The sequence below is a fragment of the Amycolatopsis balhimycina FH 1894 genome (assembly GCF_000384295.1).
GTDB lineage: Bacteria > Actinomycetota > Actinomycetes > Mycobacteriales > Pseudonocardiaceae > Amycolatopsis > Amycolatopsis balhimycina.
Genome location: NZ_KB913037.1, coordinates 10,738,660 through 10,759,910 on the forward strand (window position 1 = coordinate 10,738,660; position 21,251 = coordinate 10,759,910).

At 71.4% G+C, this 21,251-nt stretch carries 20 protein-coding genes; 15 read left to right on the forward strand and 5 right to left on the reverse strand.

Features of this window, described 5'->3' with window-relative positions; all coding sequences use genetic code 11:
* Positions 1–7: 7 nt before the first annotated feature.
* A complete protein-coding gene (locus tag A3CE_RS0149220) occupies positions 8–1,384 on the forward strand; it encodes an OFA family MFS transporter (RefSeq protein WP_020647516.1) in 1,377 nt (458 codons plus the stop codon).
* 33 nt (positions 1,385–1,417) lie between these two features.
* Here A3CE_RS0149220 and A3CE_RS0149225 read toward each other — a convergent pair whose 3' ends face one another.
* A complete protein-coding gene (locus A3CE_RS0149225) occupies positions 1,418–2,155 on the reverse strand; it encodes a GntR family transcriptional regulator (protein WP_020647517.1) in 738 nt (245 codons plus the stop codon).
* A gap of 172 nt (positions 2,156–2,327) precedes the next feature.
* Between A3CE_RS0149225 and A3CE_RS0149230 the strand changes: the two genes are divergently transcribed.
* Positions 2,328–3,323 carry a 2-dehydropantoate 2-reductase gene (locus A3CE_RS0149230; protein WP_020647518.1) on the forward strand — a complete coding sequence of 332 codons (996 nt, stop codon included), beginning with the start codon at positions 2,328–2,330 and terminating at the stop codon, positions 3,321–3,323.
* A gap of 36 nt (positions 3,324–3,359) precedes the next feature.
* On the forward strand, positions 3,360–3,563 hold the full coding sequence (locus A3CE_RS0149235) for a hypothetical protein (RefSeq protein WP_125591736.1): 204 nt from the start codon (positions 3,360–3,362) through the stop codon (positions 3,561–3,563).
* On the opposite strand, the gene A3CE_RS0149240 is transcribed toward A3CE_RS0149235, so the two are convergent.
* Genes A3CE_RS0149240 through A3CE_RS0149255 form a run of 4 tightly spaced genes read right to left on the reverse strand, consistent with a single transcriptional unit; the run spans position 3,560 to position 7,180 of the window.
* Positions 3,560–4,228, reverse strand: coding sequence for a response regulator (locus A3CE_RS0149240; protein WP_020647520.1), 669 nt, complete (start codon positions 4,226–4,228; stop codon positions 3,560–3,562). The genes A3CE_RS0149235 and A3CE_RS0149240 overlap by 4 nt on opposite strands.
* Complete coding sequence (locus A3CE_RS0149245) at positions 4,225–5,421, reverse strand: sensor histidine kinase (RefSeq protein ID WP_020647521.1); 1,197 nt, start codon at positions 5,419–5,421, stop codon at positions 4,225–4,227. The genes A3CE_RS0149240 and A3CE_RS0149245 overlap by 4 nt, the downstream gene beginning before the upstream one ends.
* A 41-nt stretch (positions 5,422–5,462) precedes the next feature.
* Complete coding sequence (locus tag A3CE_RS0149250) at positions 5,463–6,260, reverse strand: ABC transporter permease subunit (RefSeq protein ID WP_020647522.1); 798 nt, start codon at positions 6,258–6,260, stop codon at positions 5,463–5,465.
* Positions 6,257–7,180, reverse strand: a complete 924-nt coding sequence (locus tag A3CE_RS0149255; RefSeq protein WP_020647523.1) for an ABC transporter ATP-binding protein — start codon at positions 7,178–7,180, stop codon at positions 6,257–6,259. The genes A3CE_RS0149250 and A3CE_RS0149255 overlap by 4 nt, the downstream gene beginning before the upstream one ends.
* Positions 7,181–7,396: 216 nt before the next feature.
* Between A3CE_RS0149255 and A3CE_RS0149260 the strand changes: the two genes are divergently transcribed.
* The 12 genes from A3CE_RS0149260 (at position 7,397) to A3CE_RS0149315 (ending at position 21,242) form a co-directional block, all read left to right on the forward strand.
* Entirely contained in the window at positions 7,397–8,215 is an 819-nt protein-coding gene (locus A3CE_RS0149260; RefSeq protein WP_020647524.1) for a hydroxypyruvate isomerase family protein, read from the forward strand.
* Positions 8,212–9,099 (forward strand): 2-hydroxy-3-oxopropionate reductase, encoded by an 888-nt coding sequence (locus A3CE_RS0149265; protein ID WP_020647525.1) that lies wholly within the window; start codon positions 8,212–8,214, stop codon positions 9,097–9,099. The genes A3CE_RS0149260 and A3CE_RS0149265 overlap by 4 nt, the downstream gene beginning before the upstream one ends.
* Before the next feature lies 1 nt (position 9,100).
* Positions 9,101–10,789 (forward strand): glyoxylate carboligase, encoded by a 1,689-nt coding sequence (gcl, locus tag A3CE_RS0149270; RefSeq protein ID WP_084642013.1) that lies wholly within the window; start codon positions 9,101–9,103, stop codon positions 10,787–10,789.
* Positions 10,790–10,984: 195 nt separating this feature from the next.
* Positions 10,985–11,854 (forward strand): FAD binding domain-containing protein, encoded by an 870-nt coding sequence (locus A3CE_RS0149275; RefSeq protein ID WP_020647527.1) that lies wholly within the window; start codon positions 10,985–10,987, stop codon positions 11,852–11,854.
* Positions 11,845–12,315 (forward strand): (2Fe-2S)-binding protein, encoded by a 471-nt coding sequence (locus A3CE_RS0149280; RefSeq protein ID WP_020647528.1) that lies wholly within the window; start codon positions 11,845–11,847, stop codon positions 12,313–12,315. The genes A3CE_RS0149275 and A3CE_RS0149280 overlap by 10 nt, the downstream gene beginning before the upstream one ends.
* On the forward strand, positions 12,312–14,645 hold the full coding sequence (gene pucD, locus A3CE_RS0149285; protein ID WP_020647529.1) for a xanthine dehydrogenase subunit D: 2,334 nt from the start codon (positions 12,312–12,314) through the stop codon (positions 14,643–14,645). The genes A3CE_RS0149280 and pucD overlap by 4 nt, the downstream gene beginning before the upstream one ends.
* Positions 14,605–15,087: a nucleoside deaminase gene (locus A3CE_RS0149290; RefSeq protein ID WP_020647530.1), complete on the forward strand. Its 483-nt coding sequence runs from the start codon at positions 14,605–14,607 to the stop codon at positions 15,085–15,087. The genes pucD and A3CE_RS0149290 overlap by 41 nt, the downstream gene beginning before the upstream one ends.
* A gap of 109 nt (positions 15,088–15,196) precedes the next feature.
* On the forward strand, positions 15,197–16,642 hold the full coding sequence (locus A3CE_RS0149295) for an NCS2 family permease (RefSeq protein ID WP_020647531.1): 1,446 nt from the start codon (positions 15,197–15,199) through the stop codon (positions 16,640–16,642).
* A gap of 9 nt (positions 16,643–16,651) precedes the next feature.
* Entirely contained in the window at positions 16,652–17,029 is a 378-nt protein-coding gene (locus tag A3CE_RS0149300; RefSeq protein WP_020647532.1) for an allophanate hydrolase-related protein, read from the forward strand.
* A complete protein-coding gene (locus A3CE_RS0149305; protein ID WP_020647533.1) occupies positions 17,026–18,126 on the forward strand; it encodes a glycerate kinase in 1,101 nt (366 codons plus the stop codon). Before A3CE_RS0149300 ends, A3CE_RS0149305 begins: the two co-directional genes overlap by 4 nt.
* A gap of 91 nt (positions 18,127–18,217) precedes the next feature.
* The gene (locus A3CE_RS0149310; RefSeq protein WP_020647534.1) at positions 18,218–18,913 is read left to right on the forward strand and encodes a TetR/AcrR family transcriptional regulator; all 696 of its coding nucleotides are present in this window, start codon (positions 18,218–18,220) and stop codon (positions 18,911–18,913) included.
* A 106-nt stretch (positions 18,914–19,019) separates the two neighbouring features.
* The gene (locus A3CE_RS0149315) at positions 19,020–21,242 is read left to right on the forward strand and encodes a glycoside hydrolase family 15 protein (RefSeq protein ID WP_020647535.1); all 2,223 of its coding nucleotides are present in this window, start codon (positions 19,020–19,022) and stop codon (positions 21,240–21,242) included.
* Positions 21,243–21,251 lie beyond the last annotated feature (9 nt).

A 21,251-nucleotide genomic window follows, 5' to 3' on the forward strand; every position in this document is an offset into this window, starting at 1 on the left:
AACTCTCATGACCGCAGCCACGTACCAGGAGATAGTTGACGAGAACGGAAGAATTTACCGGGTCGGCGAGTCCGCGCACGACATCATGGGCCGCTCGCGCAGCTGGATGGTCTGGCTGCCCTGGATCGCCATGATGGCGGTCAGCGTGTTCGAGTACGGCTGGGGCGCCGTCGAGGGCACGCTGGAAGAGAAGTACGGCTGGACGCTGTCGGACGCGTTCTGGCTGGCCAGCATCTGGGCGGTGTTCCAGGCCGGGGTGGCGTTCCCGGCGGGACGGCTCCGCGAGCGCAACGTCGTCTCGGCGAAGACGGCGATGCTGCTCGGAGCCGTGTTCAGCGGCATCGGCTATTTCACCATCGCGCACAGCGGGAACCTCACGCTGGCATTCGTCGGGTACTCGGCCCTTGGCGGCACCGGCGCCGGGCTCGTGTACGCGACCTGCATCAACATGGTCGGCAAGTGGTACCCGGAGAAACGCGGCGCGCGGACCGGGTTCGTCAACGGCGGCTTCGCCTACGGCTCGGTGCCGTTCATCTACCTCTTCAGCGCGTTCCTCGGCCACGAGAACGTCACCGGGGTGCTGGACGGCATCGGCCTGTACATGGTGATCGTCGTCGGCGTCTGCGGGTTCCTGTTCAAGGACCCGCCGAAGAGCTGGTGGCCGAAGGAGGTCGACCCGATCACCTGGGCGAAGGGCAAGACCGGCGTGCGGAGCCTGGCCAAGAACCCGCCCGCGGTCCGCCAGTTCACGCCGATGGAGGCGATCCGGACCGGCATGCTCCCGCTGATGTGGGTGTGCCTGGTGATCATCGGCGGGGTCTCGCTCTTCGGCATCAACTTCCAGGTGCCCTTCGCCAAGGAGAGCCACTTCGGCGCGTTCGTCGCGGCTTCCTCGGCGGGTGTGCTGGCGATCGTCAACGGCACCGGCCGCGCGGTCGTCGGCTGGGCGTCGGACAAGCTCGGCCGCCGTCAGACGCTGACGATCGTGCTGCTGATCGCCGGCGGCGCGCAGTTCGGCGTGCTCTACGCCGGCAACACGCACAACCTGGTCCTGTTCATGGTGTTCGCGTTCCTGACCGGGTTCGGCGGCGGGGCGTTCTACCCGCTGTTCGCCGCGCTCGTGCCGGACTACTTCGGCGAGAACAACAACGCGTCGAACTACGGCCTGGTCTACAGCGCGAAACTGGTCGGCGGCGTCGGCGGTGGCGGGCTCGCCGCGGGGGTCATCAGCGCGTGGGGCTACACCGGCGCGTACGTCCTGGCCGGGTGCATCGCGGTGCTTTCGGCCGTGCTGACGCTGTTCCTGCGCCAGCCGGGCCGGATGCGCCACCAGCTCGCCGAAACCGAGCTGGTGGCGCGACCGTCGGCCGCGGCAGGCGGCTGACCATCCGGTATCCGCTCCCCGGTCCTGCCGAAATCAGGATCGGGGAGCGTCCGGACGTTCGTGGTAGGCCTGGCGGGTCCGTTCGGTGTGCTTGGCCATGATCTGTTCCGCCGTTTCGACGTCCCCGTCGGAGATGGCGTGGATCAGCTCGTCGTGTTCGTTCCACGCGTCCCGCCCGCGGGGCCGGGCGATCGGTGTGTAGTACCAGCGGACCCGGCGGTCGACCAGGCCGATCAGTTCCGCGAGCACCGAGTTCCCGGACAGCTGGGTGACAAACGCGTGGAGGGCGGCGTTGGCCGCGACCAGGCCTTCGGTGTCCTCCTCGTGCAGCGCGTCGACGCCGGCCTGCTGCAGTTCCCACAGGCGCCGGACGTCGTCCGGGGTCGCGTTGCCGGCGGCGAGCTTCGCGGAGTGCGCCTCCAGCACACCGCGGACGCTCAGCAGCTGGTCGGCCTCCTCGTCGGTCGGCAGGTGCACGAACGCGCCTTGAGCGGGGCGGAGGTCGACCCAGCCTTCGCTCTGCAGACGCTGCAGGGCTTCGCGGACGGGCTGCCTGCTGACGCCGAGGTACTCGGCCAGGTCGGCCTCGACCAGGTGCTGCCCGGGTTCGAGGGTGCGGTTGATGATCAGTTCGGCGAGGGCCTCGTACACGACCTGGCGCAGCGGAGCGGGCCGTTCGACGCGCTTGGCGGCGGTCGAGCTGAGCGAGCCCTTGGCCGTGCGGCGGCCGGTCGGGCCGCGGTCGGGGAGCGGGGAAGCGGGCTGGCTCACAGGACACCTCGGAGGGGAGAGAAAAGCGGTGATCTCCCTCAGGATACAGGTTTTGGTATGCAAAATCCCAGAATCTCACCCGTCTGAGATTCGGCTTTGAAGCCTCTGGGCTGGATCCTGAATCTAGGATACTGTATGCAATCGCGTGCTGGACCGAAGTGGGAGGCACATCATGAAGGTGGCTGTTCTCGGCGCCGGGGCGATCGGCGCCTACGTCGGAGCCGCGCTGCACCGCGGCGGGACCGAGGTGCACCTGATCGCCCGGCGGGCCCACCTCGCCGCGATGCGGGAGCACGGCGTCCGCGTGCTCAGCCCGCGCGGCGACTTCACCGCGCATCCGCACGTCACGGACGACCCACACGAAGTCGGCGAGGCCGACTTCGTGTTCCTCGGCCTCAAAGCCAACTCCTACGCTTCGTGCGGGCCACTGATCGCCCCGCTGCTCGGCCCCGAAACGGCGATCGTGGCCGCGCAGAACGGCATCCCGTGGTGGTACTTCCACGGCCTGAAGGGACATCCGCTCGAAGGACGGCGGGTCGAGACCGTCGACCCCGGCGGCTCGGTGACCGCGGTGCTCGAACTGCGGCGCGCGATCGGCTGCGTCGTCTACTGCTCCACGGTGATCGAAGAACCCGGCGTGATCCGGCACCTCGAGGGCACCCGGTTCTCCCTCGGCGAGCCGGACGGCGAAATCTCCGCGCGCGGCAAGGTGCTCAGCGCGGCGATGATCGCCGGCGGGCTCAAGGCCCCGGTCGAACCCGACCTCCGCAACGACATCTGGGTCAAGCTGATGGGCAACGTCGCGTTCAACCCGCTGTCGGCGCTGACCCGGGCGACCATGGCTCAGATGTGCGAGCACGACGACACCCGGGCGCTCGTCGCCACGATGATGACCGAGACCCTCGCCATCGCCCGCGCGGCGGGCAGCGACCCGGGGATCTCGGTCGAGAAGCGCATCGACGGCGCCTGGCGCGTCGGCCACCACAAGACGTCGATGCTGCAGGACCTCGAAGCGGGCAAGCCACTGGAGATCGACGCGATCGTCGGGGCGGTCGTCGAGCTGGCCGGCCTGACCGGCGTGCCCGCGCCGGCCCTGCGGTACGTCCACGCCGCCGTTTCCCTGCTCGACCACACCAGCACCACACCCGTCCCCGTCGGATCGCCCTGACCGGAGGTGCCCGGGATCCGCCAGACCCCGAAGAGCATGGGGCCCGAGCTGAAGCTCGAGGTCGGCGCCGACATCCCGCTCGCCCACGCGATCGCGCGGGAGATCATCCACTCCGGACCGGCGAACGAGACGTTCATCGAGCGCGCCACCGAAGGGTTCGCCGACTTCGGTGGGTTCCCGCTGCGGATCGCGGAGTTCTTCCGCGACGAGTCGCGCGGGCAGTGCGTCCAGAACCGCTAACGCGGCCGGACCAGGCCGGTCTCGTACGCCAGGACCACGGCCTGGACCCGGTCGCGCAGGCCCAGTTTGGTGAGGATGCGGCCGACGTGGGTCTTCACGGTCGCTTCCGACAGCACCAGCTCGCCCGCGATCTCCGCGTTCGACAGCCCGGCGGCCACCTTCCCGAGGACTTCGAGCTCGCGTTCGGTGAGCCGGTCGAGGCCGCGCGCGGTCGGGGGCTCGCCGGCCGGGGTGGCGTCGGGCAGGTGCCCGGCGACGGTGTCCAGCAGCCGCCGGGTGACGCTCGGGGCGACCACCGCGTCGCCGCGGGCGACCGCGCGGATCGCGGTGAGCAGGTCGTCGGGCGGCACGTTCTTCAGCAGGAACCCGCTGGCCCCCGCCTTGAGCCCGGGGAAGGCGTACTCGTCGACGTCGAAGGTGGTCAGGATGAGCACCCGCGACCGGGGGTGGGTGCGGACGATCTCGCGGGTGGCGGCGATCCCGTCGACGCCGGGCATCCGCACGTCCATCAGCACGACATCGGGGTCGAGCTCGGCCGTGCGGGCCACGGCGGCGGTCCCGTCGGCGGCCTCGCCGACGACCGTCAGGTCCGGCTGGGAGTCCAGCACCAGCCGGAAACCCAGCCGCAGCAACGGTTCGTCGTCCACCAGCAGGATGGTGATCACGAGCGGACCCCGAACCGGCCGCGCACCAGCCAGCCACCGCCGGCCCGCGGTCCCGCGTCGACCACGCCGCCGGTGATGCTCGCACGTTCGCGCATACCACCCAGCCCGTGACCGTCGCTGGTGACCGGGACCGGCGCGGGCCGTCCGTCGTCGAGCACTTCGAGGGTGACGAGCGGGTCTTCGTAGGTGAGGTGGATCTTCGCCGACGTCGGCGCGACGGCGTGCTTGAGGACGTTGGTGAGCGCTTCCTGGGCGACCCGGTAGACCGCCAGCTCGACCGTCGGCGGGAGCGGGAACCGCCGTCCGGTAACCGTCCACGTCGCCGGCAGCCCGGTGACCCGGACCTGGTCCACGAGTTCGTCGATGTCGGCGATGCCGGGCTGCGGGGCCCGCGGGCTGTCCTCGCCCGTGCCGCGCAGCACGCTGAGCAGCCGGTGCATCTCGTCGAGCGCCTGCCGCCCGGTGGCCGAGACGTGCTTCGCGGCCGCCTCGGCCTGCCCGGCGTCCGTGCGGGCGGCGAACGCGGCGCCGTCGGCGAGGGCGATCATGACCGACAGGTTGTGCGCGATGATGTCGTGCATCTCGCGGGCGATGCGGGCCCGCTCGCGTGCCGCCGCGATCTGGCTCTCCTGGTCGCGTTCCCGCTCGGCCCGCACCGCGCGGTCGTGCAGCGAAGCCAGGTACGCCCGGCGCGTGCGCACGGTCACCCCGAGCGCGAACGCCGCCGTGACGAGCGCGGTCGCGAACACCAGATGCGCGACGAACACCGCGAGCCCGATGTCGCCGCCGAGGTCGGCCGCGGCGAGCGCGACGACCGTCCCCGCGGCCGCCGCGACGCGGTACCGGTCGCGGTACGCGGCGACGGTGTACACCGCGACCAGCACCGCGACCGTGGTGGGCGGGAACGAGGTGCCCAGCAAGCCCAGGGCCAGGCTCAGCGCGGCGGTGACGGCCAGCGCGGTCAGCGGGAACCGCCGCCGGAGCGCGAGCGCCGTGAGCAGCACGACCACGATCCCGGCCAGGAACCGCCGGTCCGGGCCGGGTGCCTGGGCGCCGACCACCAGGGCCAGGCCGAGAACCCCGAACGCCAGCACGAGGTCCGTGGACACCGGGTGCCGCCGCGCCCACGCGCGCAGCGGCTCGAGGCCCGGCCAGGCAGGGCGGAAAGCGGGGTCGATCAGTGCTCCGGTCACCCGGCCATCATCTCCTCCCGGTCGCCGCGCGGGCACGGCTTTCAGGCATCCCGCCGCTTCAGCACGACGGCGGCCGCGGCCAGCGCGACGACGACGTAACCGCAGAACCACGCGAAGCCGGTCCACGGCGGGAGGCTGAGCGGCGCCGGCCGGACCGTGACCATCGCCTGCCCGGCGTTGCTCGGCAGGTACGGCACGACGTGGGGAAGCCAGCTTTCCGGGAGCACCCCGGCCAGGCCCGGGACGATCATGACCAGCGCGACCAGCGCCGCGATCGCCCCGGCGGTGTGGCGGATCAGCCAGCCGAGCGCGATCCCGAGCAGCCCGATGCCGGTCAGGTAGAGCCCGGTCCCGGCCACCGCCCGGAAGACGCCGGGCGCGGCCAGGCTCGTCCCGATGTCCTGGGAGGACAGGAAAGCCTGGCCGCCCAGGAAGGCCGCGAACGCGGCGACCTCGCCGACCACGAGCGTGACCGCGGCGAACACGGCCGCCTTCGCCGCCAGCACCGGTGTGCGGGCGGGGACGGCGGAGAACGTCGAGCGGATCTGCCCGGTCGTGTATTCGCCGGACACCACGAGCACCCCCAGGACGCCGAACGCCAGCTGGACGAGGACGTACCCCTGCAGGCTCAGCGCGGTCGGTTCGAGGCGCGCCCGGGTCTGCGCGCTCAGCTGCGGCCACCGGTCGGCGTTGAGTGCGCAGGTGAGCCAGCCGAGGGCGATCATGGCGGCGACCGCCGTGCCGACCGTGATCGGTGTGGACTGCAGCGAGCGGAACTTCACCCATTCCGAGCGCATCACGCGGCCGAAGGTCACGCCGGGCGGGTTCGTGGTCGTCATGCGGGAAGTCCTTCGGGGGTGGGGACGCGGTACTCCAGCGCGCCGTCGGTGAGTTCCATGAACGCCTCTTCGAGCGACGCCTGGACCGGCGCCAGCTCTTCGAGCGGGATGCCGTGGCGGCAGGCGATCAGGCCGACCTCGGCGCTGCCGAGGCCGTGCACGTCGAGCAGCCCGGGTTCGGTGGTGGTGACGTCGATCCCGGGGCCGGTGAGCAGCGCGCGCAGCTCGGCGGCCCGCGGCGTGCGGACCCGGACGACCTTGGCCGAGGCGCGGTCGATGACCTCGCGCACCGACGCCTCGGCGATGATCCGGCCCTTGCCGATGACCACGAGGTGGTCGGCGGTCAGCGCCATTTCGCTCATCAGGTGCGAGGAAACGAACACCGTTCGTCCCTCGGCGGCGAGCCGGCGCAGCAGCGTGCGGATCCACAGGATGCCCTGCGGGTCCAGGCCGTTGACGGGTTCGTCGAGGATCAGCGTCGCCGGATCGCCCAGCAGCGCCGCGGCGACGCCGAGCCGTTGTCCCATGCCGAGGGAGAAGGCGCCGACCCGCTGGTGCGCGACGTCGGTCAGGCCGACCAGGCCGAGCACCTCGTCGACGCGCCGCCGCGGGATGCCGGTGGTGAGGGCGAGCGCCAGCAGGTGGTGGTAGGCCGACCGTCCGGTGTGGACGGACCGGGCCTCGAGCAGCGCGCCGACTTCGCGCAGCGGCGCGGCGTGCCGGGCGTAGGCCTTGCCGTTGACGGTCACCGAGCCCGAGGTCGGCGCGTCCAGGCCCATGATCATCCGGATGGTGGTGGACTTGCCCGCGCCGTTCGGGCCGAGGAAGCCGGTCACCGCCCCGGACCGGACGGTGAACGTCGCCCCGTCGACGGCGGTGCGGCGGCCGTACCGCTTCGACACCGCCCGTGCCTCGATCATCCTGTGGTCCTTTCGCCGGTCGTGGCGGCCCAACGTAGGCGTGTTCCCCGGCTCGATCGACCGTCCCGCGGACGATCCGGCGGGCGCCGATGTCCGACCGGCGGCGTACGGGCTACGCCGGAGGTCGCACCCGCCCGGGCGTTGACCACCCGGCCACCGGACAGCTATTCTCGATATGCGAAAGAAAGATTCCGGATAGTGAAATTTGAGGTCGCGATGCCTGAAGAGGGTCACTCCCTGCCGTACGTCGCCAACCTGTCGATCCTGTTCAAGGAGGTGCCGCTGCCCGAGCGCGCGGCCGCCGCGCGGGAGGCCGGGTTCACCGACGTCGAGTACTGGTGGCCGTTCGACACCGCGGTCCCGGCGCGCGACGAGGTCGACGGCTTCATCGGCTCGCTCGAGCGGGCCGGGGTCCGGCTGCGCGGGCTGAACTTCTACGCCGGGGACATGGCGGCGGGGGAGCGCGGCCTGGTCTCGTGGATCGGCCGCGAGACGGAGTTCGCCGACAGCCTCGTCGTCGCACTCGGGATCGCCGAACGCACCGGCTGCCGCAGCTTCAACGCGCTCTACGGCAACCGGCTCGACGGCGAGGACCCGGCCAAGCAGGACGACCTGGCCAGGGCACACCTGGACAAGGCGGCCGACGCGGCCGCGCGGATCGGCGCGCAGCTGGTCATCGAACCGCTCTCCGGCGCGGACCGCTATCCGCTCAAGACCGCCGCGGACGCCGTGGCCGTGCTCGATGACCTCGGGCGCGAAAACGTGCGGCTGCTGGCCGACCTCTACCACCTGGCGGTCAATGCCGACGACCTCGACGCGCTCGCGACGCGGCACGTCGCCCGGATCGGGCACGTGCAGATCGCCGACGCGCCCGGCCGGCACCAGCCCGGCACCGGGTCCCTCGACCTCGACGGTCACCTGCGGCGGCTCGAAGCCGCGGGCTACACGGGGTTCGTCGGGATCGAGTACGTCCCGGAACCCGACACCGTCACGTCGCTGGCCTGGCTGCCGATCACCCGAAGGGGACGAGCATGAAACTGGGATTCATCGGACTGGGCGTGATGGGCGCCCCGATGGCGGCGCACCTGGTCGCGGCCGGGCACGACGTCAGCGGCTACGACGTCAACACCGCGGCGGGGGAGAAGCTCGCCGCCGCGGGCGGCCGCGCGGCTACCGGCGTCGCCGACGCGGTGGCCGGGGCGGAGGTCGTGCTCACGATGCTGCCGAACCACCCGCAGGTCGAGGCGGTCGTGCTCGCCGCCGGCGGGGTGCTGGACGCCGCCGAGCCGGGCGCGCTGCTGATCGACATGAGCACCATCCGGCCGGAGACGTCGATCGCGCTCGCGGACGCCGCGCGGGAGAAGAAGATCCGCGTCCTGGACGCCCCGGTGTCCGGGGGCCAGGCCGGGGCCGAGCAGGCGTCGCTGTCCATCATGGTCGGCGGCTCCGAAGCGGACTTCGAGGCCGCCAAGCCGGTGCTCGACGCCGTCGGCAAGACCATCGTGCACGTCGGGCCGCACGGCGCCGGCCAGGTGGTGAAGGCCGCCAACCAGCTCGTCGTCGGCGGGATCTACGGCCTCGTGGCGGAGGCGATCGTGCTGCTCGAAGCGTCCGGTGTGGACGCCGTCACCGGCCTCGACGTGCTCGCCGGCGGCCTCGCGGGCAGCCGGATCCTCGAGCTCAAGCGGCAGTCCATGGTGGACCGCCGGTTCGCCCCCGGCTTCCGGATCGACCTGCACCACAAGGACATGGGGATCGCGCTGGCCGCCGCCCGGCAGGCCGACGTCGCGCTCCCGCTCACCGGGCTGGTCGCCCAGCTCGTCGCCGCCGGCCGCGCCATGGGGTACGGCTCCCTGGACCACTCGGCCCTGCTGAAGGTCGTCGAACAGTTGTCGGGCCGCGTCCCGGCGGAGGTGTGACATGCCCAGAATCCCCGCGATGCAGGCGGTCGTCGACGTCCTGGAGAGCGAAGGCGTCGACACCGTCTTCGGCTGCCCCGGCGCCGCCATCCTCCCGCTGTATAACGCCCTACAAGGCCGGGTGATCGAGCACCTGATCGTCCGCCACGAAGAGGGCGCGACGCACATGGCCGACGGCTGGGCAAGGACGAACGGGAACGTCGGCGTCGCCATCGGCACCTCCGGTCCGGCCGGGACGAACATGATCACCGGGCTCTACACCGCGCACGCGGACTCGATCCCGATCATCTGCATCACCGGCCAGGCCGCGACGACGAAGCTGCACCAGGAGGCGTTCCAGGCGGTCGACATCGTCGAGATCGCCAAGCCGGTGACGAAGTGGGCGGTGCAGGTCAGGGAGGCGGCGCAGCTGCCGTGGATCTTCCGCGAGGCGTTCCGGATCGCGCGGTCCGGCCGTCCGGGTCCGGTGCTCATCGACCTGCCGATCGACATCCAGAAGCAGGACATCGAGTGGGACTCCTCGATCGACTCGCCGCTGCCGGTCACGGCGGTGAAACCCGCTCCCGCGCGCGTCGAGCGGGCTGTTGAGATGCTTCTCCGGGCCGAACGCCCGCTGATCCTGGCCGGCGGCGGCGTCGTCCTCGGCGAGGCGAGCGAGCGGCTGCGGGCCGCGGCCGAGCGTCTCGGCGTCCCGGTGCAGGTGACGCTGATGGGCAAGGGCAGCTTCCCCGAGGACCACGAGCTGTTCGCCGGAATGGCCGGCATCCAGACGTCCCAGCGCTGGGCGAACGCAGCCTTTCTGGAGTCCGACCTCGTGCTCGCGCTCGGCGCCCGGTTCGGCGACCGGCACACCGGCGAGCTGTCGGTCTACCGGGGCGAGCGGAAGTTCATCCACGTCGACATCGAGCCGACCCAGCTGGGCAAGGTGTTCGGCCCGGACCTCGGGATCGTCTCGGACACGCGCGAGTTCCTCGACGCGCTGCTGACGGCCCTGGACCGCCGCTCGGCAACGCCACGGCGGGAGTGGGTCGCCCGGATCGGCGAGCTGAAGGAGGCACTGCCCCGGCGCGACGACTTCGACAGCCTGCCGATCAAGGCGCCGCGGGTGTTCAAGGAGATCAACGAAACCTTCGGTGCGGACACCTACTTCGTCACCGCGATCGGGCTGTACCAGATCTGGTCGGGCCAGTTCCAGCAGACGCACAAGCCGCGGCACTACCAGGTGTGCGGCCAGGCCGGCCCGCTCGGCTGGGAGATCCCGGCCGCGATCGGCGTCAAGAAGGCGCGGCCGGACGCCGAAGTCGTCGGCGTGGTCGGCGACTACTCGTTCCAGTTCCTCGTCGAGGAGCTGGCGGTCGCCGCCCAGTACGACGTCGGGTTCGTGCTGATCATGCTGAACAACGAGTACCTCGGGCTCATCCGCCAGGCCGAGACCGGCTACGAGATGAACTTCGAGGTCGACATCCACTACGACGCGATCGGCACGGACAACGTGAAGATCATGGAGGCCTACGGCTGCTCGGGCACCCGCGTGCACGAGCCGGGCGAGATCCGCACGTCCCTGGAGTGGGCGCGCAAGGAGGCCGAGCGCACCAGCCGGCCGGTCCTGGTGGAGATCATGATCGAACGCGAGGGCAACGCCGCCATGGGCGCCGCCCTCGACGCCGTCCGCGAGTTCGAGCCGGCGTAACCCCCGCGTGAACCCAAGGCCGCCGTACGAGACCTGACCTCGTACGGCGGCCTTTCCGCGCGCTGGGCCGAGCGGTTGTCGGAAAGTACAAACGCGAGCCCGAAATTCACCCGTCTTTCAGGGGTTCAGCCGTGGTCGGAGCCACACCGGAGCGTGTGTACTTCTTGCCGAAGCACCCCCGAAAGGACGTCCACAGTGGAATTCCTCCGACCCGGCTCGCTGGCCGGCGCGCTCGCCGCGAAGGCCGCGAACCCCGGTGCGGTCCCGATCGCCGGCGGCACGGACGTGATGGTCGAGCTCAACTTCGACCACCGCCGTCCCGAGTCGCTGCTCGACCTCGGCCGCGTCGCCGAACTGCACGAGCACGGCACCGACGGCAGCCGGATCCGGATCGGTGCGGCCGTGCCGTACAGCCGGATCATCAGCGAGCTCGGTACGCAGTTGCCCGGCCTGGCGATGGCCGCGCGGACCGTCGGGTCCCCACAGATCCGCAACCGCGGCTCGGTGGGCGGCAACCTGGGTGCGGCCTCACCCGCGGGCGACTCGCACCCGGCCCTGCTGGCCGCCGATGCCGAGGTCGAGATCGCCTCGGTCCGCGGCACCCGGATCGTCGCGGCCGAGGACTTCTACACCGGCGTCAAGCGGAACGTTCTGGAGCCGGACGAGCTGATCACCGCAGTACTCCTGGCCCCGGCCACCGGGCCGCAGCAGTTCAGCAAGATCGGCACCCGCAACGCGATGGTCATCGCCGTCGCCGCCTTCGGTCTGGCCCTGCACCCCGGTGAGAAACGGGTCGGCACCGGTGTCGGGTCGGCCGCACCCACGCCCCGGCGGGCGTTCGACGCCGAGGAGTTCCTGGCCGCCGAGCTGGACTGGGACTCGCCGAAGCCGATCACCGACTCGGTGAAGCGCCGCTTTGGCGACCTGGTCGCCGCGGCCGCGGCGCCGATCGACGACGTCCGGGGGAGCGCGGCCTACCGGCGGCACGCTCTCGGCGTCATGGCGCGCCGGACGCTGACCTGGGCCTGGACCGAATATTGCGGAGGGAGCGCGAAGTGCGCGTGAACGTCACTGTCAACGGCGAATCCCGCCGGGCGGACAACGTCTGGGAAGGCGAGAGCCTCCTCTACGTCCTGCGCGAGCGGCTCGGCCTGCCCGGCTCGAAGAACGCTTGTGAGCAGGGCGAATGCGGTTCGTGCACGGTCTACCTCGACGGCGTCCCGGCGTGTGCGTGCCTGGTCGCGGCGGGGCAGGCCGAGGGCCGCGAGGTCGTCACGGTCGAAGGGCTCGCGACCGGCGAGGCCCTCGACCCGGTGCAGGAGGCGTTCGTCGAGCACGGCGCCGTGCAGTGCGGTTTCTGCACGCCCGGTCTGCTGGTCGCCGCCCACGACCTGATCGAACGCGTGCCGGACCCGAGCGACGTCGAGATCCGCGAGGCGCTCGCCGGGAACCTCTGCCGCTGCACCGGGTACGAGAAGATCCTCGACGCCGTCCGCGACGCGGCCGCGAAGAAGGCCGTCCGATGAGCGCCGCGGCCCGTTCCCCGCAGGAGCTGCACGACACCATCGCCGGCGGCATCGGCGAGAGCCCGCTGCGCCCGGACGGCACGCTCAAGGTCCGCGGCGAGTTCGCCTACTCCTCGGACCTCTGGCACGAGGACATGCTGTGGGGCGCCACCCTGCGCAGCCCGCACCCGCACGCCCGGATCGTCCGCCTCGACGTCTCCCGCGCGCTCGCCCAGCCGGGCGTGCACGCGGTGCTGACCCACGAGGACGTGCCCGGCGAGAACGTCTACGGCCTGAAGTTCCAGGACACCCCGGCGCTGGCCGAAGGACTCGTGCGCTACCAGGGCGAACCGGTCGCGATCCTCGCCGCCGACCACCCGGAGATCGCGCGGCAGGCGCTCAAGGAGATCGTCGTCGAGTACGACGTCCTCGAACCGATCACCGATCCCGAGCGGGCCGCGCACGACGACACCCTGCCGAAGCTGCATCCCGGCGGGAACCTGGTGCGCCACCAGCGGATCGTCAAGGGCGACCCGGCCGCCACCGCGGACGTGGTCGTGTCCGGCGTGTACGAGATCGGCATGCAGGACCAGGCGTTCCTCGGGCCGGAGTCCGGGCTCGCGGTCCCGGCCGAGGACGGCGGCGTCGACCTCTACCTGGCCACCCAGTGGCTGCACGTCGACCAGCGCCAGACGGCGAAGGCCCTCGGGCTGCCCCTGGAGAAGGTGCGGCTGACGCTCTCCGGGGTCGGTGGGGCGTTCGGCGGCCGCGAGGACCTGTCGATGCAGATCCATTCCTGCATGCTCGCGCTGCGTACCGGCCGTCCGGTGAAGATGGTATACAACCGACTGGAGTCGTTCTTCGGGCATGTGCACCGCCACCCGGCGAAGATGTACTACGAGCACGGCGCCACCCGCGACGGCAAGCTCGTCTACGTCCGCGCGAAGCTGTACTTCGACGGCGGCGCGTACGCGTCCAAGACCCCGGTCGTGGTCGGCAACGGCACCACGCTGAGTGTCGGTCCATACGATGTACCGAACGCGCACATCGAGGGCTGGGGTGTATACACCAACAATCCGACCTGCGGCGCGATGCGCGGTCTCGGCGCGGTGCAGCCGACGTACGCCTACGAGTCCCAAATGGACAAACTCGCCGCGGCGCTGGGCATGGACCCGGCGGAGCTGCGGATCCGCAACGCGCTGAGTGAAGGGTCCACTGTGGTCACCGGCCAGGTGGTCGACTTCCCGGCGCCGGTGGCGGAACTCGTCCAGCGGGTCCGCGACCTGCCGCTGCCACCTTCGCGCAGCGGTGACGTCGACATCCGCGAACTGCCCGGCGGCGCGTCCAACACGACGCACGGCGAAGGGGTGGTGCGGGGTGTCGGCTACGGCGTGACGATCAAGAACATCTCCTACGCGGAAGGCCTCGACGACTACTCGACCGCCCGCGTCCGCCTGGAGGTGATCGGCGGCGAAGCGGTCGCGATGGTGCACACCGCCGCGGCCGAGGTCGGGCAGGGTCTGGTGACGCTGCAGCAGCAGATCGCCCGCACCGAGCTGGGTGTGACGCGGGTGAGCGTGCACCCGGCCGATACAAGCGTCGGCGACGCGGGATCCAGCTCGGCGTCGCGCCAGACGTATGTCACCGGCGGCGCGGTCCGCAACGCCTGCCGGGCGGTTGCGGATACGGTATACAGTCGGCTGGGTCTCGCCGCGGAAGGTATGTCGTTGACTGGCGGCAAGGTGGTCGCGGCGGACGGCGAAGTCGTCGCCGACCTGGCCGAGTTGCTTGGCGACACGGCGATCGAGGAGACCCGGGAGTTCCACCACCGCCCGACGTATCCGCTCGACCCGGAGACCGGCCAGGGCGACGCCCACGTGCAGTACGGCTTCTCGGCCCACCGCGCGGTGGTCGACGTCGACCTGGACCTCGGCCTGGTCAAGGTGGTGCAGCTCGACTGCGCGCAGGACGTCGGCAAGGCGATGAACCCCGACGCCGTCGTCGCCCAGATCCAGGGCGGCTCGGCCCAGGGCCTCGGTCTCGCCGTGATGGAGGAGATCCTGGTCGAGGGCGGCAAGGTGCGGAACCCGTCGTTCACCGACTACCTCATCCCGACCATCCTCGACATGCCGCCGATGCGCGTCGAGGTCCTCGAACGGCCCGACCCGCACGCGCCCTACGGCGTCCGCGGCGTCGGCGAGCCGCCCACGATCTCGGCCACGCCGGCGATCGCCAACGCCATCCGCGCGGCCACCGGCCTCGAGCTGCCGCGCGTCCCGATCCGCCCCGAGCACATCACCGGAGTTCGAGATGACCACGTCGCCTTCCGTCGAGCGGGAATGGCTCGATGAAGCCGTCCGGATCGCCATGCGCAACGTCGAGAACGGCGGCGGCCCGTTCGGCGCGCTGATCGTGCGGGACGGCAAGGTCGTCTCGACCGGCGTCAACCGTGTCACGGCGAACCTGGACCCGACCGCGCACGCGGAAGTGGTCGCGATCCGCGCGGCCTGCCAGGAGCTGGGCACGTTCAAGCTCGACGGCTGCGTGCTCGTTTCGAGCTGCGAGCCGTGCCCGATGTGCCTGTCGTCCGCTTTGTGGGCGCGGGTGGACAAGGTTGTCTACGCCGCCGACCGCGACGACGCGGCCAGGGCGGGCTTCGACGACCGTGCCTTCTACGAACTCTTCGACCGTCCGCGTGAGACGTGGACGGTTCCCGTGACGCGACTGTCCGCAAAGGACGGTTTCGCGCCCTTCGCGGCTTGGCTCGACAAGAGCGACCGCACCGACTACTGACCCACAAGGCCAGCTGACCGGAGCACAACCCCATCGAACGTCCCGCTCGCCCAGGCACGGCGTGGTGCCTAGGCCTGGCCGAGCACACCCACCGGCAAGGGCAGGACGCATGACCCAGACCGAAATTCAGGAACCGGACCTCGTCGAAGTACCCGCAACACGTCGTGCGCTCCTCGACAAGCTGTTCGAGCTTCGCGCAAGGCAATCCACGATCGGCCGCGAAGTCCGCGGCGGCGTCACGACGTTCGTCGCGATGGCTTATATCGTGCTGCTCAACCCGCTCATCCTCGGCGCCTCCGCCGACATCACCGGCGCCCGGCTGTCGGCCGCGCAGGTGACCACGGCGACCGCGCTGGCCGCCGCCGTGATGACCGTCCTCATGGGACTCGTCGGCAACGCACCCCTCGCGCTGGCCGCCGGGCTCGGCGTCAACGGCATCGTCGCCTTCCAGATGGCGCCCGAGATGACCTGGCCACAGGCGTTCGGCCTGGTCGTGCTCGAAGGCGTGTGCATCGTGCTGATGGCCGTCAGCGGCGTCCGTGAACGGATCATGAACGCCATCCCGCGGCCGCTCAAGACGGCGATCACCGTCGGGATCGGGCTCTACATCGCGCTCGTCGGGCTGGTCAGCGCCGGGTTCGTGTCGCGGGTGCCGGACGCGGCGGCCACTCCGGTGCCGGTCCGCCTCGGCGCCGACGGGCACCTGTCCGGCTGGCCGATCGTCGTGTTCTGCGTCGGGCTGCTGCTGATGATCGTGCTGGTGGCGCGCAAGGTCCCGGGCGCGGTGCTGATCAGCATCGGCGTCGCGACAGTCCTGGCCGTGGTGTTGCACGACGGCTTCGGCGTCGGTGGCTGGGGCCGCACGGACCCGGCGTTGCCCGACCATGTCGTCGCCGCACCGGACTTCGGCCTCTTCGGTCACATCGACCTGTTCGGCGGCTTCGCGTCGGCGGGCGCGCTCGCGGCGACGGTGTTCCTGTTCACCCTGGTGCTGTCCGGATTCTTCGACGCCATGGGCACGATCACCAGCGTCTCCGACGAGGCCGGGCTGTCGAAGAACGGCAAGGTTCCGCGGATGGGCCGCATCCTGCTCGTCGACGGTGCGGGCGCGATCGCGGGCGGTGTCACCGGATCGTCGCCGAACACGGTGTTCCTGGAATCGGCGGCCGGTGTCGGCGAAGGCGCGCGGACCGGGCTGGCGAGCGTCGTCACCGGCCTGCTGTTCGCCGGGACGCTGCTGTTCACGCCGCTGGCCGGGGTCGTCCCGGCCCAGGCCGCGGCACCCGCGCTGGTGGTGATCGGCGGGATGATGGTCGCGCAGTGCCGGACCATCCCGTGGCACGACCCGGACTACACGATCCCGGTGTTCTTGACTGCCGCACTGATCCCGTTCACCTACTCGATCACCAACGGTGTCGGCGCCGGCCTGATCGCGTTCGTGCTGATCAAGATCGGCCGCGGCAAGTGGCGCGAGGCCGGCTGGCTGCTCTCGCTGCTGGCGCTGGTCTTCGCGGTGTACTTCGCCATCGACGGCGTCGAAGCCCTCTTCCGCTAAGGAGTTCCCGTGACCCTGATGTTCTTCAACGGCGGCGCCATGCGCGGCGAGCCGCTGCACCACCTCCTCGACGGCTCGCCGTTCGTCGGCGCGGCGCGGACCGCGGCGAAGTACCGGTTCTACGCGGTCGGCGACCAGTGCCCGGCGCTGTACCCGGTGTCCCACGGCGGCGCCTCGGTGACCGGCGAGGTGTACGACGTCTCGCTCGACGACCTGCGGGACAGGGTATTGCCATCGGAGCCGCATGAACTGGAGCTGGGCGTGGTGGAGCTGGCGGACGGCAGTTCGGCGTTCGCGATGCTGCTGCGGCGGCCCTACACCTCGCACGTCGCGCTGCGGGACATCACCGAGATCGGCGACTGGCGGGCCTTCAAGGCGAGCGCGTGAAGGTCCTGGTCGCGCCGGACAAGTTCAAGGGCTCGCTGACCGCGGCCGAGGCGGCGTCGGCGGTGGCCGCCGGCCTCGCCGACGTCCGCCCCTCCCTCGACGTGCGGTGCCTCCCGGTGGCGGACGGCGGCGACGGCACGGTCGACGCCGTCCTCGCCGCCGGGTTCCGCCGTGTGCCGGTCCCCGCCCGGGGACCGACCGGTGCGCCGCTGACCGCGTCCTACGCGGTCCGCGGCGACACCGCGGTCGTCGAGCTGGCCGAGGCGTCCGGGCTGTACCGGCTGCCCGGCGCGCCGGAACCGCTCGCCGCGACCAGCGCGGGCACCGGAGACGTCATGGCCGCCGCGGTGGCCGCCGGGTGCCGCCGGATCGTGCTCGGCGTCGGCGGCAGCGCCGGCACCGACGGCGGCGCGGGGATGCTGACCGCACTCGGAGCCCGCCTGCTGGACGGTGCCGGACGCGAGCTTCCCCCTGGCGGCGCGGCCTTGGCCCGGATCGCCGCGCTTGATCTGTCCGGTTTGGACCTGTCCGAAGTGGACATCGAATTGGCGAGCGACGTGGACAACCCGCTGTACGGGCCGCGGGGAGCAGCGTACGTCTACGGCCCGCAGAAGGGCGCGTCGCCCGGCGATGTCGAGACGCTCGATGCCGCGTTGCGCCACTGGGCGTCGATCGCCGGCCCGGAATTCGCTTCGCGACCGGGCGCCGGAGCGGCCGGGGGAGTGGGCTTCGCGGCGATGGCCGTGCTCGACGCCCGGATGCGCCCGGGCATCGAGCTGCTGCTCGACCTGCTCAGGTTCGACGCCGCGCTGGGAGGGGCTTCGCTGGTCGTCACCGGCGAGGGTTCCCTCGACGCGCAGACGTTGTCCGGCAAGGCCCCGGCCGGGGTGGCCCGCGCGGCGGCGGCCCGGGGCATCCCGTGCGTCGCCGTTTCCGGGCGGTGCCTGGTGCCCGCGCCGGACCTGGCCGCGGCCGGCATTTCGGCCGCGTATGCGCTGACGGACCTGGAGCCGGACCCGGCCCGGTGCCTGGCCGAGGCGGCACCCCTGCTCCGCCGCCTCGCCCACCGCGTCGCGGCGGACCACCTGAGTCCGTGAATGGCACATTGAGGGACTTCAAGTCCGTGAATGTGCCATTCACGGCTTTGCTCCGAACGAGTGCTACCGGAGTTTTGTTATCATTGGAACCATGGTGACGAAGGTGGCGATGGACACCCGGGAGCGGATCCTCCAAGCGGCGGCCGCGCTGCTGGCGGCGGAGGGGCGCGACGGTCTTTCGACCCGCGCGGTCAGTGCCGCGGCCGGGGTCCAGCCGCCCGCGCTGTACCGGCTCTTCGGCGACAAGGACGGCCTCCTCGACGCCGTCGCCGCGTACGGCTTCGACGAGTACCTCACGAGCAAGCGGGCCCTGGGCCCGACCGGCGACCCGGTGGAAGACCTCCGTCGCGGCTGGGACCTGCACATCGAATTCGGGCTGTCCCGCCCGGAGTTCTACGTGCTGATGTACGGCGACGCCCACCTGGGCCGCACGTCGCCGGCGGCCAGGGAAGGCGAGGCGATGCTGCGAAGCGTCGTCGAGCGTGTCGCGGCGGCGGGACTGCTGCGGGTGAGCGTCGAACGCGCGGCCCGGCTGGTGCACGCGACCGCGATGGGGGTCGTGCTTTCGCTGATCGCGACCCCGGAGGAGGAGCGCGACGCGGAGCTGTCCGCGACGGCTCGCGATACCGTGCTGAACCGCATCCTCACCGGCGCGGTGGAGCCGGCGGGCTCCGACCTGCCGGAACGCGCGGTCGCGCTGCGGGCCGGGCTCGACGGCGCCACCGTGCTCACCGAGGCTGAGCGCGTCCTGCTGGCCGAGTGGCTGGACCGCATCGCCGACGCCTGAGCCCGCTGGATCGGTTCAGTCCGATCGGACATTGTTTGGCGCCGGCGGGTGGCCCAATATGTTGCGGCTCGCAACATATTGACGACAACGCCGTCGGAGGGTCCCGATGATCAGGTGGAAAGCGGTCCTGGCCTGCGCCGGAGCGGGAATCTTGCTGGCCGGGGCGCTGCCGGGAACGGCCGTGGCGAGCGGCACCGCGACCGACTGCTGCGGCGGTGGCGCGTCCTGGGCGACCGGCAACAAGTCCGCCCTCGGGACCTCGACGACCTCCGCCAGCCCGGTGTGGTTCACCGTCGCGGGCGGCGTCACGTCGGAGGTCTTCTATCCGCGCGCCGACGTCCCGAACACCCAAGACATGCAGTACGTCGTCACCGACGGCAGCAGTTTCGTCGACCTCGAGCGCGACGCGACGAACCACGTCGTCTCGATGCCCGACGAAAAGGCGCTGCAGTACACCGTCACCAACACCGCGAAGAGCGGCAAGTACCGGATCACCACCGACTACGTCACCGACCCGGCCCGCGCGACCCTGGTCACCAGCACCCGTTTCCAGTCCCTCGACGGCGGCAGCTACCGGCTGTACCTGCTGGCCAACCCGTCGATGGCGGGCGGCGGCTCGAACGACAACGCCTGGTGGGACAACGGCGCCCTGCTGGCGAGCGGCACCGAGACGCTGTTCGGCGGGACGGCGACCACAGTCGTCTCCGCGGTGCGCGTCTCGACCGGCTTCACCGCGCACGACAACGGCTACAGCGGCGCGGCCAGCGACTGCCTGGCCGACCTGCGCGCCGACAAGAACCTGACCAACCAGTTCGACACCGTCTCCGGCACCGGCAACGTCGTCCAATGTGGACAGATTCCGGTCGGTGCGGACACGACGTTCACCGTCGCGCTCGGCTACGGCGGCACCGCGGCCGCCGCGTCCTCGGCGGCGAGCGGGTCGCTGAGCAGCGGCTTCGCGAGCGTGTCGGCGTCCTACCGCAGCGGCTGGAACTCCTACGCCGGGGGCTTGAAACCCGCGCCGGCGAGCGTTTCCGGGGACACGCAACGGCGTCGCGCCTACTACGTCGCGGCGATGGCGCTGAAGACCGCCGAGGACAAGCAGCACCCGGGCGCGAGCGTCGCGGGACTGGCGACGCCGTGGGGCGACTTCACGAACGGCGACCAGCTCAACGACGGCTACCACCGCGTCTGGGGCCGTGACCTCTACCAGCAGGCGACCGGCCTCCTGGCCGCCGGCGACAGCGCGCAGGCCAAGCGGATGGCCCAGTTCCTCTGGAACTCACAGTGGATCGGCAGCCCCACGGCCGGCGATGGCACGACGTACCCGGCCGGGTCGTTCCCGCGCTACAGCCCGGTTTCCGGCGTCGCGGGCGCGAGTGCCCAGCAGCTCGGCTGCTGCGAACAGCTCGACCAGGACGCCGACGCGATCCTGCTGGCCTGGTTGACCGGACTCACCGACGCCTCGACCTACGCCAAGGTCAAGACGACGGCGAACCACCTCGTTTCGACCGGCCCGGACACCACCGAGCGGTGGGAGGAGCAGTACGGCAAGTCGCCGTCGTCGGTGGCCGCCGAGATCGCCGGGCTGATCGCCGCCGGGGCCATCGCCCGGGCGAACGGCGACACGGCGAGCGCGTCGTCGTGGGAGTCCACCGCGGACTCCTGGCGGAACTCCCTGGCCGGCTGGACCGTCACGACGTCCGGCTACTGGGGCGGCCACACCTACTACGAACGCCTCGACCGCGCCGGGAACCCGAACGACACCGCGACGATCTGCTTCGACGAAGGCTGCTTCTACGAGCACGACGTCACCGACTTCGGGTTCCTCGACCTGGTCCGGCTCGGGATCCGCCCGGCGGGCGACGCCACGATCGCGAACTCGGTCGCGCCGGCCGCCGCCGCGTCCGACGGCAACTCGGCAATGCAGGTGACGTTGCCGAACGGTGACGTCTACTTCCACCGCTACCCGCACGACAACTACGGCGAAAGCACCGCGAACTGCGGTGGCTGGCCGGCGGGTGGCGCGCAGCGGTTCGGACGCCTGTGGCCGGTGCTGTCGGGCGAGCGTGGTGAGTACGAGCTGGCGAACGGCCGTTCGGCGGCGGTGTACCTCAAGTCCATGGCGGACTCGGTCAACGACGGGTACTTCGTGCCCGAGCAGGTCTGGGACCGGTCGGACGCCGGCTGCTTCGGGCTCGGCCGCCCGACCGGCAGCGCGGGCCCGCTGATGTGGGCGGAAGGCCAGTACCTCCGGCTGGCCCAGAGCATCGACGCCGGCCACAACCTGGACACGCCGTCGATCGTCAAGGCGCGGTACGGGACCTGAGCGGGGAGG

Bases quoted from the DNA above. Each gene is read 5' to 3' on its own strand.
- A3CE_RS0149220 (WP_020647516.1), top strand. From the start codon at position 8: ATGACCGCAGCCACGTACCAGGAGATAGTTGACGAGAACGGAAGAATT.
- A3CE_RS0149230 (WP_020647518.1), top strand. From the start codon at position 2,328: ATGAAGGTGGCTGTTCTCGGCGCCGGGGCGATCGGCGCCTACGTCGGA.
- A3CE_RS0149235 (WP_125591736.1), top strand. From the start codon at position 3,360: ATGGGGCCCGAGCTGAAGCTCGAGGTCGGCGCCGACATCCCGCTCGCC.
- A3CE_RS0149250 (WP_020647522.1), bottom strand. From the start codon at position 6,260: ATGACGACCACGAACCCGCCCGGCGTGACCTTCGGCCGCGTGATGCGC.
- A3CE_RS0149255 (WP_020647523.1), bottom strand. From the start codon at position 7,180: ATGATCGAGGCACGGGCGGTGTCGAAGCGGTACGGCCGCCGCACCGCC.
- A3CE_RS0149260 (WP_020647524.1), top strand. From the start codon at position 7,397: ATGCCTGAAGAGGGTCACTCCCTGCCGTACGTCGCCAACCTGTCGATC.
- A3CE_RS0149265 (WP_020647525.1), top strand. From the start codon at position 8,212: ATGAAACTGGGATTCATCGGACTGGGCGTGATGGGCGCCCCGATGGCG.
- gcl (WP_084642013.1), top strand. From the start codon at position 9,101: ATGCCCAGAATCCCCGCGATGCAGGCGGTCGTCGACGTCCTGGAGAGC.
- pucD (WP_020647529.1), top strand. From the start codon at position 12,312: ATGAGCGCCGCGGCCCGTTCCCCGCAGGAGCTGCACGACACCATCGCC.
- A3CE_RS0149290 (WP_020647530.1), top strand. From the start codon at position 14,605: ATGACCACGTCGCCTTCCGTCGAGCGGGAATGGCTCGATGAAGCCGTC.
- A3CE_RS0149295 (WP_020647531.1), top strand. From the start codon at position 15,197: ATGACCCAGACCGAAATTCAGGAACCGGACCTCGTCGAAGTACCCGCA.
- A3CE_RS0149310 (WP_020647534.1), top strand. From the start codon at position 18,218: ATGGTGACGAAGGTGGCGATGGACACCCGGGAGCGGATCCTCCAAGCG.
- A3CE_RS0149315 (WP_020647535.1), top strand. From the start codon at position 19,020: ATGATCAGGTGGAAAGCGGTCCTGGCCTGCGCCGGAGCGGGAATCTTG.